Origin of the sequence: Agrobacterium leguminum, assembly GCF_015704895.1 — a bacterium.
In the GTDB taxonomy this organism is placed as follows: Bacteria; Pseudomonadota; Alphaproteobacteria; order Rhizobiales; family Rhizobiaceae; genus Agrobacterium; species Agrobacterium leguminum.
In genome coordinates, this window is the sequence record NZ_JADQWB010000008.1 from 183322 (window position 1) to 195370 (window position 12049).

A 12049-nucleotide genomic window follows, 5' to 3' on the forward strand; every position below is an offset into this window, starting at 1 on the left:
CGCGGCGAAGGCCGCTGAAAAGAAAAACCGGCGTCGTGCGCCGGTTTCAATCGAGTGATGCTGCCGGGCCTTAACAGGGCCTTGGGATCACGCAGCGGTCTTGCTGCTCTTCTGCGCCTGGCAGTAAATTTCCTCGAGGGAGGCGAGGATTTTTTTCACGGATTCGGAATTGCTGGAATAGTAGATGGTCTGCGCATCCCGTCGTGTCTTCACCAGCCGCTGGGCACGCAATTTCGAAAGATGCTGCGAGAGAGCGGACTGGCTGAGACCAACCTGTGAAGCGAGAACACCAACCGGCACTTCCGTATCCACCAGCGTGCACAAGATCATCAGGCGCTTGGGATTCGCCATGGCTGAGAGCAAGTCTGCAGCGGCGATGCTATGTTCCGACAGAGATTGGTTATCCATACGCTCAAGTCTCCTGATGACAGTCGAAAAAGACGGTCATGGTGGCTATTATAGGTGTTCCAAAAGGTGTTTTTATAATTCAGTCGATACGTTGTATATACCTAAATCTTGCTTATATCGTGTCCCTTTCAAAGACTATTCTTCACCGGTTATTTACTTAAAATATTGTGACCAAATTATCAGCTTTTTGCCTGTTTTTTGTCAATTTGATGATAAACATATGTATTAGCGGCAGTATTTATAAGCAATAAACGATCAAAAGTTGAGCGCCGAAATCTTGTTACCCAATGCCGGATTTTGAGGCTGCAATCTATTACCACCTTAAATTTAGCAGCGAGCTAAAGAATCTAGATTAACTTTGCGCAATTTTCTCTAAGTTTGCAATATGATTTTTATTAGTAATTATTTTCATGCATAACTTGTGATATCAAAAATATTCTTTGCTACCGTGGGAAGGTATAACTTGCGCCGCGAAGATCATCTGGAAACAGAAAAAGGGCCCTCCATGGAAGGCCCTTTCTTTTTCAGACAGGCGAATCACTATTTTTTGCGGTGACGCGTCAGCCCCGCCACGACTTCATCGGCGGAAATCGTGCCGACGATCGCACCGTTGTCGACGACGCCGATCGCGCCGGAATGTTTTGACAGCGCATCGAGAATATCGATCAGCGGCGATGAAGGGCGGGCGGTGGCGGCGACTGTCATCTGCCCGTTGCGTTCGTCCACCCCACGCTTCATCACATCGGCGGCGGTCAGCATGGAGATCGGGTTCATGTTCTGCACGAAATCCGCGACATAGGGCGTGGCAGGCTGCTTGACGATCTGCTGCGGCGTTCCGCACTGGATGATGCGTCCGCCCTCCATCATGGCGATACGGTTGCCGATGCGGAAGGCCTCGTCCAGATCGTGGCTGACGAAGAGGATAGTTTTCTTCAGCCGGCTCTGGAATTCCAGAAGCTCATCCTGCAGGCGGCTTCTGATAAGAGGGTCGAGCGCCGAGAATGGCTCGTCCATCAACAGGATCGGCGCGCCGGTGGCAAAGGCTCTCGCCAGCCCCACACGCTGCTGCATGCCGCCGGAAAGCTCTCCCACCTTGCGGTCAGCCCAGGCGGAGAGATTGACCAGTTCAAGCTGCTCGGCCACCATGCGCTTGCGCTCGGCTTCCGGCACGCCGGAAAGCTCAAGCCCGAAGCCGACATTATCGGCCACATTGCGCCAGGGCAGAAGGCCGAATTGCTGGAAGACCATGGAGACCGTGTGCATGCGCAGATCGCGCAGCGCTTTCGCCGTCGAGCGATAGGGATCGACATAGCCGGTTTTGGTCTTCACGCCGACATTGCCGCGCACCACGGGCGCAAGCCCGTTGACGGCCCTCAGCAGGGTCGACTTGCCCGAACCGGAAAGCCCCATGAGCACGAGTATCTCGCCCTCACTCACCGAGAGCGAGGCATTGGCGACGCCGAGAACCAGTCCGGTTTCGGCATTGATCTCGTCACGCGTGCTGCCCTTGTCGATCAGCGGCAGCGCCGCATCGGGCCGGTCGCCGAAAACGATATCGACATTTCCGAAGATGATGGCGTCACTCATAGATCATCCTCCGCGCCGGGAAGGCGGAAAAGCCGGTCGAGCACGATCGCCAGTATGACGATGCACAGTCCCGCTTCGAAGCCCATGGCGATGTTGACAGTGTTCAGGGCGCGCACCACGGGTACGCCGAGACCATTGGCGCCGACGAGGGCGGAAATGACCACCATCGACAGCGACAGCATGATCGTCTGGGTAAGGCCGGCCATGATCTGCGGCGCGGCGAAGGGAAGCTCCACCTTGCGCAATACTTGCGACGGCGTGGCGCCAAAGGCGACGGCCGCCTCCACCAGCGCCGGCGGCGTCGAAACGATGCCGAGGCGGGTGAGCCGCACGGGAGCCGGAATGGCGAAGATGACGGTGGCGATGAGCCCCGGAACCATGCCGAGACCGAACAGCACCAGCGCCGGGATGAGATAAACGAAGGTGGGGATGGTCTGCATCAGGTCCAGCACCGGGCGCATGCCGGCATAGATCCATTTGCGCCGCGCCGCCAATATGCCGAGCGGTATGCCGATAATCATGCACACGGCGCTGGCGGCGATGACGAGCGCCAGCGTTTCCGTCGTCGCCTTCCAGTAGCCCAGATTGATGATGAGCAGCAGGCCGAGCGCGGTGAAGACCGGCATGCCGACGGAGCGGCGCGTCCAGGCGGAAAGCGCCGTCAGGATCGCCACGATGATGAGCGGATGCGGCGCCTGCAGCACATAAAGCAGGGCGTTGATGACGCTTTGGAAAATGAAGGAAAGCCAATCGAAGAAAAAAGCGAGATTGCCGGTCAGCCAGTCAATGGCCTCCTTGGCATATCGGCCGACGGGCAGGCGGTTTTCAGGAGCGCTGAGCCATTCCACGGTAAGAAAAGACCTTTCGTGAACTAAAACAATTCCGGCAAAAGTGCAGAGCGGTTTTGCGTCCGGAATTGCGCAGACAACAAAGAAATAGAGCATCGTCATCCCGTTTCACCGGGATTGCTCCAATGCAGAAATGACGGCCGGCAGCGGAACTGCCGGACGCGGTGCTGGCGCATGACCTTCAATGTCTGAAAATTCACAGGCAAGGTCATGCATGGGCATCGTTATTTCCCGCTGATCCGGCCTGCCGCGCAGGCCGGATGCAGTCATGCATCGTCTTGCGGCTTAGAGGCCGAGAGCCTTCTTGGCGGCAGGCAGGGCGTCAGCGCTGCCGTCCTTGGTCTTGACGTTGGCGAGCCAGGGCTCGATCGCCGTCGGATTGGCCTTCAGCCAGGCGGTTGCAGCCGCCTCGCCCTCAAGGCCGTCATTCAGGATCTTGCCCATGATCTCGTTTTCCATGGGCAGGGAAAATTGCAGGTTCTTGAGGAAGGCGCCGACATTCGGGCACTCCTCGACGTAACCCTTGCGGACATTGGTATGGATCGTCGCGCCGCCGAGATTGGGGCCGAAGACCTCGTCGCCGCCGGTCAGATAGGTCAGCTTGAAATTCGCATTCATGGGATGCGGTTCCCAGCCTAGGAAGACGATGGGCTCGCCGGATTTTTCAGCGCGGGCCACCTGGGAGAGCATGCCCTGTTCGGACGACTCGACCACCTCGAATGACTTCAGACCGAAACTGTCCTTGGCCACCATGTCGAGAATCAGGCGATTGCCGTCATTGCCCGGCTCGATACCATAGATCTTGCCGCCGAGATCGGCGCTGTGGGCGGCGATGTCCTTGAAATCCTTGATGCCGAGTTCGGCGCCCTTGGCGTTGGTCGCCAGCGTGTATTTCGCGCCGGTCAGGTTTTCCCGAAGCGTCTCGACGGATTTGTCTTCGCGATAGGGCGCGATATCGCCTTCCATGGTCGGCATCCAGTTGCCGAGGAAGACGTCGATGTCCTTGTTTTTCAGGGATGTGTAGGTAACGGGTACGGAGAGAAGCTTGACGTCGGTTTCATAGCCGAGGCTTTTCAGAAGCACGGTGGCGGTGGCCGTCGTGGCGGTGATGTCGGTCCAGCCCACATCGGAAAAGCGCACTGTGCCACAGCTTGCCGGCTCCGCAGCACCGGCCGCACTGAACGTCATGGAGGAGATTGCTGCGGCCAAGGCCAGACAGCGGCTTCTATTTGCAAACATATGGCTTGCTCCCTGTTTTTTCGTTCCCTTGCCATTATCAATATCTGCCGGACACAATCAACTCGCGCGCATTTGCGTGCTTTGGCGCACCGTTTGCGACAAAATCGTGAAAATCGCCGGCTTTCAACGCCCGAATGCGACAAACAGCCCGGTTGCGGAAATCTGTGTTTTTCCCGCTGCGGCACTTTTCAATCCGCTTCTTCGCCGTCAAAAGACGCTGGCTGCTGCATCGGCATAAACGACAATCGGCTCTGTGAGTCGCGATGTGCCGATTCAACAGGTTGGAGCATTGTTAAGAAGCGTCCGAAGGACGCAAGGGCGCTCCGGGAGTGGATAATGGCAAAACTCTATTTCAATTATTCGACGATGAATGCCGGCAAATCGACCATGCTGCTGCAGGCGTCCTACAATTATCAGGAGCGCGGCATGCGCACACTGATCTTCACGGCCGCCTTTGACGACCGGGCCGGCGTCGGCCGTGTCGCCTCGCGCATCGGCCTCTCCTCCGACGCCCTGACCTTCGATGACAATACCGACCTGTTCGCCGAGGTATCGGCCCTCACTGCCGAAGCGCCGGTCGCCTGCGTTTTCATCGATGAAGCCAACTTTCTCTCCGAACACCATGTCTGGCAGCTTGCCGACATTGTCGACAGGCTGAACATCCCGGTCATGACCTATGGCCTGCGCACGGATTTTCAGGGAAAGCTTTTCCCCGCCTCGAAAGAACTGCTCGCCATTGCCGACGAGCTTCGCGAAATCCGCACCATCTGCCATTGCGGCCGCAAGGCGACGATGGTGGCCCGCTTCGACAATGAAGGAAAGGTCGTGACGGAAGGCGCGCAGATCGATGTCGGCGGCAACGAGAAATATGTTTCCTTCTGCCGCCGCCACTGGGTGGAGACGTTCAAGGGCGAGTGAACATCTGCGTCCGGTTGCCGCATTTGATTTTCCGCAAAGATGGCTCCCCCGCTCCTGGGCTAAGACGACGGCGACACATTCGCGTGGATGTGCTTTCTCTCAGGAGCAAAACTATGCAGAACAGAACTGCCAAATTCGCCGGCCTCGCCATTCTCGCAGGTCTTTTCGCCTTTCCCGCCCTTGCTGCCGAAATCGAAGTGAAGATGCTCAACAAGGGCAGCGACGGTCAGGCGATGGTCTTCGAGCCCGCAACCGTCAAGGCCGCCGTCGGCGACGTCATCACCTTCGTCCCGGTCGACAAGGGCCATGATGCGGCAGCCGTGAAGGACATGATCCCCGAGGGTGTCGCAGACTTCAAGGGCAAGATGAACGAGACGGTGAAGTTGACGGTCGAGAAGGAAGGCGCCTACGTCGTCAAATGCACACCGCATCTCGGCATGGGCATGATCGCGCTCGTTGTCGTCGGCGATGCCGCGCCGGCCAATCTCGACGCCGTCAAGAACGGCAAACTGCCGAAAAAGGCGCGCGACCGGCTGAACGACGAGATCGCCAAGCTCGGCCTCTAGGCGCATATCCCTTCGGTTCCGCGGCGGCTGTTGCTCCACAATCGGTGTGGAAAGCCATAATGGCCGGCGCGGACCGCAGGTTGAGAAAAGTTTCGCAATCATGTTGTATCCCGGTTGACCGGGACATATCTGGAAGACAGTAAATGACCGCGGTTTATACGAAGCGCCGAAGGGTGCGGGCGGGCCGCGTGTTTTTCTTCCGGCGTCCAGCCCCACGGGCAGAGGAGACTATGACGACATGATCGACCGGATCACCGCTTTGATTCAGGCAGCCTTCAGCGCCATCGGCAGGGCCGCCGGTCTTCTCGTCGCCTGGCTTCTGTGGCCCTTCATGGCCGCCCACGGCTGGTACAGCGGCCGCAACTGGCTCATCAAGGGCCCCATCGCCCTCATCGTCATTCTTCTTGCCGGCTTTTACGGATATTTCATCTGGCAAACCCAGGTCTGGACGAATTTCGACCCGGATTACGTCGCGCGCTACAAGCTTGAAGAGCGCACCGTGCCTGCCGGGCAGGAATTGCCCGCCGCCGCCCCGGCGGGTGGCGCAACGGGTGCCGCCGCAAACACATCCGCGCCGGTCTGCCAGCGTTCGGCCATCGTCGACGCGGCCGCCGATCTCACCGATTTCAACGTCAACCAGAACGCATGGATTTCCTCCATGCTGCTCTATCGTCTCGGCCTTTTCGGCATGGACTGGGACAGCACGCCGTTTCTGGACAACAAGGCGTCTTTCCAGCGCGGCGTAAACCAGGCCGTGCGCCGCACCTCGGTGGAACTGGTGGATACGCTCGGCCGCGTGCGCGGAACCTCCGGCATCAACAACAATCTTCAGGAAGCGCGCGGGAACATGCAGTTCAGCGAATATTCCTGGTATTTCGGTCTCGATCCCTTCGGCCCGAAGACGCCGACGCCGGCCTATTATCGCGCCGCCATCCGCAGCTTCCAGGCCTTCAACGGCGAACTTACCGCCTGCAAGGCCGTCTTCGATACCCGCGCCGACAACCTCATCCAGTTCATCGACCGTATCGCCGGCGATATCGGCTCCACGTCTGCAATTCTGCGCGAGCGTTCGGAAAACTATAATGGCGGCTGGTTCGATACGCGCGCCGACGACCGCTTCTGGTTCGCTTATGGCCAGCTCTACGGCTATTACGGCGTGCTTTCCGCCGCCGGATCGGACTTCGCACAGGTCATCCGCGAGCGTAACCTGACCAACCTTTGGAACGACACGCTGTTGCAGACCCGCGCCGCCCTGCGCATTCAGCCGGCGATCATTTCCAATGGTGAGGAAAGCGGCTGGATCATGCCCTCGCACCTCGCCACCATGGGATTTTACGTTTTGCGGGTTCGCTCTAATCTCGTCGAGCTTCGCTCGGTTCTCGACCGGTAAAGCGAGGCCTGCCGGGAACGACAGGGTCGATCAGTCTATCAGGCCAAGGCGTATGGTCTTGGCCACCAGCTGGGTGCGGTTGACGCAGTCGAGCTTGCGGATGGCGTTGTTCATATAGGCATTGACGGTATGTTCCGAGATGGACAGAAGCTCGGCGATCTCCACGGAGGTCTTTCCCTGCGCCGTCCAGCGCACGACGTCTAGTTCCCGCTTCGTCAGCGGCGATGGACCTTTTGAGTTGGTGCGGCAAAGCCGGTCATAAACCTCCAGCGCATGCAGCACGATCATGCCCAGCTCGTTGAGCGCGGCTTGCGGCAGGATATCGCGATCGCCCGCGAAATTCATCAGATGCCGGTTGCCGTACATGCCGTGCACCGGCACCATCAGACCGGCCGTAATGCCCATGCTGCTCAGCGAGGCTGCCGCATCCACCAGCGGTCCGCAGGCAATATCCGGATCCTGCAGCGACCAATATTGCGGCATCATCGATGACGCGCCGCGCTTGATGACGGGACAGTCCCCAAGCGCGCCGTCCCTGGTCATCGCATTCACGACCCAGATCGGCAGGCTGCTTTCGACAACTGTCGGCAAGGCATAGGCATTCTGGCCGCCGGGTAACCGCAAAAGGGTCACATAGGCATAACCGAAGGCGCGCATCACTTCCCGCAGCGCCTCCAGCCATTGGGATTTGTCGGCCGCAGCCGACAGATCGTCGCAAAGTCTGGCCTGACGCTCCGTCTTCACCATTCACGCACCCTCGACACGCCGGGACGTAGCGCCCGGAGCGAGAAACATGCGGCATGGCCAGAACGGGGTTGCGACCTTCATATCGGCTGGACCATCCTGATCAAAGCACCGGCTTTTCGGATTTGTCCTTCGGCTTGGCCATCAGTTTTTCCAGGAAACCGAGCATGACCGCCGAGACGACAAAAGCCAGATGGATGATGGTGAACCACATCAGCTTGCTGTCCGAATATTGACTGGCGTTGAGGAAGATTTGCAGCAGGTGGATCGACGAGATCGCCACGATCGACGACGCGACCTTGATTTTCAGGCTGCCGGAATCGAGCTTGCCCAGAAAGGAAACCTCGGCATCGGCATCGTCGAAGCGGCTGACGAAGTTCTCGTAACCGGAAATCATCACCATGACGATCAGACTGGCGACCAGCGCCGCATCGATCAGACCCAGCATGGCGAGGATCATGTCCGCTTCGTCGTAGGTGAAAACGTTCTTCGCAACTTTCAGAAACTTGAGCGCGAAGGAAAATGCATAAACCGCCAGCGCCGCGACGAGCCCGAGATAAAAAACGACGAGCAGCCAGCGGCTGGAGAGGATGATCCGCTCGACGAGCAGTTCAAGAGACTTCATTTCCGTATCCGATTAATAATCTGTTTATTGTTGGGGCATGGTTTGTTTCGCCATGTAAACTGGCTGCGAATATCCTAGCAAGCGGCAATGTCGGGACTTTGACCGTACCGTGGCGTTTTCACACCCCATTCGCCAGTCAGGTTCGAGAGCGGATAAGCGTCATATTTTTGCAACATACTGTTATGCTTTAAAACATGATGCAAAAAGTCATATATAATATGTTGACAGTTATCGTCATGTTTTTTAGTCCTCGCTCATCGGCTCGCCCGTAACAATCAAAACAGTTTCAGCCGCGGCGGCAAGCGCGGCGTGCTTTCGCACGCCGTGGCCCATTCGCGCGCCTACCTGGGGGTACTTAATGTCCATTTCGCGCACGCATTCCGCGCTGCTTCTGTGCACTGCTATCTCTCTTCTGCCGCTTGCCGGCCCCGCGCTGGCACAGGATGCCGCGGCGCAGGCGGACGGCGCCACCACGCTTGAAAGGATCGTCGTCAAGGGCAAGCGCGTCAAAAGCGCCAATGCCGCCGCCGACACGCCGCTGGCGAGCCAGACCACGGCGGAAGACATCCGCAAGAAGGATATCGGCAATGTCCGCGATCTGGGCAATACCACCGAGCCGGGCGTCGATTTCATCGAATCCAAGCCCGGCAAACCGGGCGGCCTGTTCATCCGCGGTCTGGGCGGTGCGCGCGTTACGACGCTGATCGACAATATCCCCGTTCCCTTCTTCGAAAACTATGCGCGCGGCACCACCGCAACCACCAGCACAAGCGACACCAACAACAGCTATGATTTCTCGTCCCTCTCCACCGTCGATGTGGTGCGCGGCGCGGATTCGAGCCGTATCGGGGCCGGCGCTCTCGGCGGTGCGCTGGTGCTACGCACGCTCGAGCCGGAAGACCTGATCGGGCCGGACAAGGATTGGGGCGGCGTTGCCAAGCTGACATATGACAGCGAAGACAAGAGCTTCGGCGGCTCCGTCGCCGTCGCCAAGAAAATCCAGAACACCTCCATCCTGTTCCAGGGCGGCTACAAGAAGGGCCATGAGCGCGACAGCCAGGGCACAGCCGATATCATCGGCGTGAACCGTACCAAGGCCAATCCCCTCGACTACGACCAGTACAATCTGCTGTTCAAAATCCGCCAGGACCTCGAAGGCGGACACCGTATCGGGTTCACCGCCGAGCGCTTCAACCTCGACAGCGATTCCAACTTGAAAACGTTGCACGGTGTCAGCGCCGGCGGCGCCAATACCTACGCTCGCGACAATTATTGGGGTTACGACGACACCCGCCGCGAACGCCTCTCCTTCGACTATAGCTACGAGGCGCCGTCCACCGACGCGCTGATCGATGCCGCCAATCTCACCCTTTATTGGCAGCGGCTGATCAAGGATGCCGGCTCGTTCGGCGCACTGTCGAACAATACCCGCTACGAGCGTCACAACGAGATGGACGAAAGCTCTTTCGGTCTTGCGGGCGATACGTTGTCTGAGTTCACGACAGGTAATTTCAACCATCAGATCCGGTTCGGAGGCAATCTGCAGTTTTCCGATACGGAACAGTTCATCAACGCCATTCCGGTCAGCGCCTCGCAGGCCGATATCCCGAAAGTTGACGGCAGAAGGCTCGGCCTTTACCTTGATGATCGGATCGGTTTCGGCGATAGCGGCTTTGCACTGACGCCCGGTGTGCGTTTCGACTGGTACGATTACGATCCGAAGCGGACCAGCGATTTCAGCCGTAACACCGGCTCCACCCGGTTTGCCTTCCCCGACGGACAGAGCGATTCCCGCATTTCGCCGAAGCTTCTGGCAACCTATCAGCTGACGCCGGAAGTGGAACTGTTCGGCCAATGGTCAATGGCCTACCGCCCCCCGACCATCAACGAAGCCTATATCAACTTCACCAATGCCAACGGCGGATATGCCAATGTCGGCAATCCCAACCTGAAGCCGGAAACCGGAAACGGTTTTGAAATCGGCGCGAACTACGCCGCCGACGATCTGACCGGCAGCCTTACCCTGTTCCATAACCAGTACAAGAACTTCATCGACGTCTACCGCACCACGACGACGGCGGTGACGACACCGGGCGTCGGCACCCCCGGCATGCTGATTACCTGGCGCAACCGCGCCGAAGTCGAAATTTCCGGCATGGAAGCCAAGGCCCGCAAGGACTTCGCCAACGGCGTCTTCCTGCACGGCTCGCTTGCCTATGCCTATGGCAAGGACAAGAACACCGGCGAATTCATCCGCAGCGTCGCCCCTTTCAAGTCCATTCTGGGCATCGGCTACGAACAGGAGCAATGGGGCGTCGATCTTTCGACCATCATCTCCGCCGGCATGCGCGAAGATGGAACGGCGACAAGCATAACCGGCTCCTCGTATCAGACCTTCGATGCACCGGGATACGGTATCGTCAACCTCACCGGCTGGTGGGAGCCGGAACAAACCAAGGGCCTGCGCATTCAGGCGGGCATCTACAACGTCTTCGACAAGACCTATTGGAATGCCGTCGGCGTTCGCGATATCAGCACCACCGCGACCTCCTCGACGAACCAGCCGGTCGCCTTCTATTCCGAACCCGGACGCACCTTCAAAATCTCTCTGACCCAGAAATTCTAAAACCGGGCAGAAACATCATCTCCAGTCGGGGCGGCCTTCGGGTCGCCCTTTTTTATCAGCGGCAATAGAGATAACCGCCCTTGCGCTTCAGCACGTCGAGATGCAGGTGATCCTGATGGGTGGCGTCGCTGCCGGGCGAAAGAACCGTGCGGAAGAACAGGCAGGCGGCGGCCGTGATGGTGCGCTGGAAAGCGCCTTCCGGCGTTCCGTCCTCACCGCGCGGCTTCATCACCAGCGGCTCGCCCTTATCGAAGGCGATCGTGGAAATATCGACGGCATTGCCCTTGGCATGTTCGGAAATCTTGCCGTTTTCCGCGCTGTTGCGGTTGCGGCAAATATAGGTCGAGGCATTGGCGATGGCCGTCACCTTCTTTTCCGGCAGCGCAAGGGCTGCCGCCGGCAGCATCATCTCCTTTGTCCAGCGGGAAAGCGCAAGCGCGGTTTCGCAGCGCATGGTGCCCGATGGTTCCAGCTTGATGCCGGGCAGAACCACGGAAAGCTCGACAGGCGCTTCGATGCCGCAGCCCTGCTCCGCATCGCGGATCGGTTCAAGCTGCTTGAACTCGGCGCCGATATCCTTCAATGCGCCAAGGCATGCCTGAAGCGCGGCCGGATCTTCCGGCCTCACCGGCTCGGGCGGCTTCTCCTCCGGTTTTGCGGCGTCAACGTCCGGTTTCCGTGGTTCGCCCTCCTCTTTGCCCTCACCCGCCTTATCCTCGACGCCTCTCTTGCTGTCATCGGACCCCTTGTCTGCTGACGTCTTGCCGTCATCCGGTTTCCGCTCTTCCGGGACCTGCGGTTTCGGGGCCGGTTTTGGCGCTTCCGCCGGACTTTGCGGCGGCTCGTCCGATGGCCTCTCCGAGGGGGTGGCGGATTGCCCCTCGCCCGGTTTCGGTTGCGGCACCGGCACCTGCGCCGGCGGTTCAGAGGCGGAAATCAATGCGAGGGTGGTTACCAGAAGACACAGGCGATGAAGCATTTTTCGGGGCACTCCTGACCGTTTCGGCAGGAGTGCAACGCCGCGACGGCCCGTAAGGTTCATTCCCTCACCGAAATCCGCTTGCCAAGGCGGATCGTGCACGCTAACAATTTTCCCAT

General features: G+C 58.7%; 12 protein-coding genes. 5 read left to right on the forward strand and 7 right to left on the reverse strand.

Features of this window, described 5'->3' with window-relative positions:
* Positions 1-87: 87 nt before the first annotated feature.
* From I3J13_RS14490 to I3J13_RS14505, 4 genes are all read right to left on the reverse strand, one after another.
* Positions 88-408, reverse strand: coding sequence for an ArsR/SmtB family transcription factor (locus I3J13_RS14490; protein WP_003524068.1), 321 nt, complete (start codon positions 406-408; stop codon positions 88-90).
* A 540-nt stretch (positions 409-948) separates the two neighbouring features.
* Complete coding sequence (choV, locus tag I3J13_RS14495) at positions 949-1995, reverse strand: choline ABC transporter ATP-binding protein (RefSeq protein WP_065655676.1); 1047 nt, start codon at positions 1993-1995, stop codon at positions 949-951.
* Positions 1992-2843, reverse strand: a complete 852-nt coding sequence (gene choW, locus I3J13_RS14500) for a choline ABC transporter permease subunit (protein ID WP_059754593.1) — start codon at positions 2841-2843, stop codon at positions 1992-1994. The genes choV and choW overlap by 4 nt, the downstream gene beginning before the upstream one ends.
* Positions 2844-3128: 285 nt before the next feature.
* A complete protein-coding gene (locus tag I3J13_RS14505; RefSeq protein ID WP_371259706.1) occupies positions 3129-4031 on the reverse strand; it encodes a choline ABC transporter substrate-binding protein in 903 nt (300 codons plus the stop codon).
* Here I3J13_RS14505 and I3J13_RS14510 point away from each other — a divergent pair.
* The 4 genes from I3J13_RS14510 to I3J13_RS14525 all read left to right on the forward strand — a co-directional run bounded on the left by I3J13_RS14510 (position 4030) and on the right by I3J13_RS14525 (position 6956).
* Entirely contained in the window at positions 4030-4320 is a 291-nt protein-coding gene (locus I3J13_RS14510) for a hypothetical protein (RefSeq protein WP_168207949.1), read from the forward strand. The two genes, I3J13_RS14505 and I3J13_RS14510, sit on opposite strands and share 2 nt — an antisense overlap.
* 98 nt (positions 4321-4418) lie before the next feature.
* Positions 4419-5000, forward strand: a complete 582-nt coding sequence (locus I3J13_RS14515) for a thymidine kinase (RefSeq protein WP_080851141.1) — start codon at positions 4419-4421, stop codon at positions 4998-5000.
* Between the two features lie 113 nt (positions 5001-5113).
* Entirely contained in the window at positions 5114-5566 is a 453-nt protein-coding gene (locus I3J13_RS14520) for a pseudoazurin (protein WP_003524080.1), read from the forward strand.
* A gap of 238 nt (positions 5567-5804) precedes the next feature.
* A complete protein-coding gene (locus tag I3J13_RS14525) occupies positions 5805-6956 on the forward strand; it encodes a DUF2333 family protein (RefSeq protein ID WP_196379226.1) in 1152 nt (383 codons plus the stop codon).
* Positions 6957-6986: 30 nt separating this feature from the next.
* Here I3J13_RS14525 and I3J13_RS14530 read toward each other — a convergent pair whose 3' ends face one another.
* Together I3J13_RS14530 and I3J13_RS14535 are read right to left on the reverse strand one after the other, a co-directional pair.
* Complete coding sequence (locus tag I3J13_RS14530; RefSeq protein WP_059754203.1) at positions 6987-7703, reverse strand: helix-turn-helix transcriptional regulator; 717 nt, start codon at positions 7701-7703, stop codon at positions 6987-6989.
* A 100-nt stretch (positions 7704-7803) separates the two neighbouring features.
* A complete protein-coding gene (locus I3J13_RS14535; protein WP_003524933.1) occupies positions 7804-8325 on the reverse strand; it encodes a TIGR00645 family protein in 522 nt (173 codons plus the stop codon).
* A gap of 358 nt (positions 8326-8683) precedes the next feature.
* On the opposite strand from I3J13_RS14535, the gene I3J13_RS14540 reads away from it, so the two are divergent.
* Complete coding sequence (locus I3J13_RS14540) at positions 8684-10951, forward strand: TonB-dependent hemoglobin/transferrin/lactoferrin family receptor (protein WP_196379227.1); 2268 nt, start codon at positions 8684-8686, stop codon at positions 10949-10951.
* Between the two features lie 55 nt (positions 10952-11006).
* On the opposite strand, the gene I3J13_RS14545 is transcribed toward I3J13_RS14540, so the two are convergent.
* Complete coding sequence (locus tag I3J13_RS14545) at positions 11007-11930, reverse strand: extensin-like domain-containing protein (RefSeq protein ID WP_196379228.1); 924 nt, start codon at positions 11928-11930, stop codon at positions 11007-11009.
* Between the last annotated feature and the right edge of the window lie 119 nt (positions 11931-12049).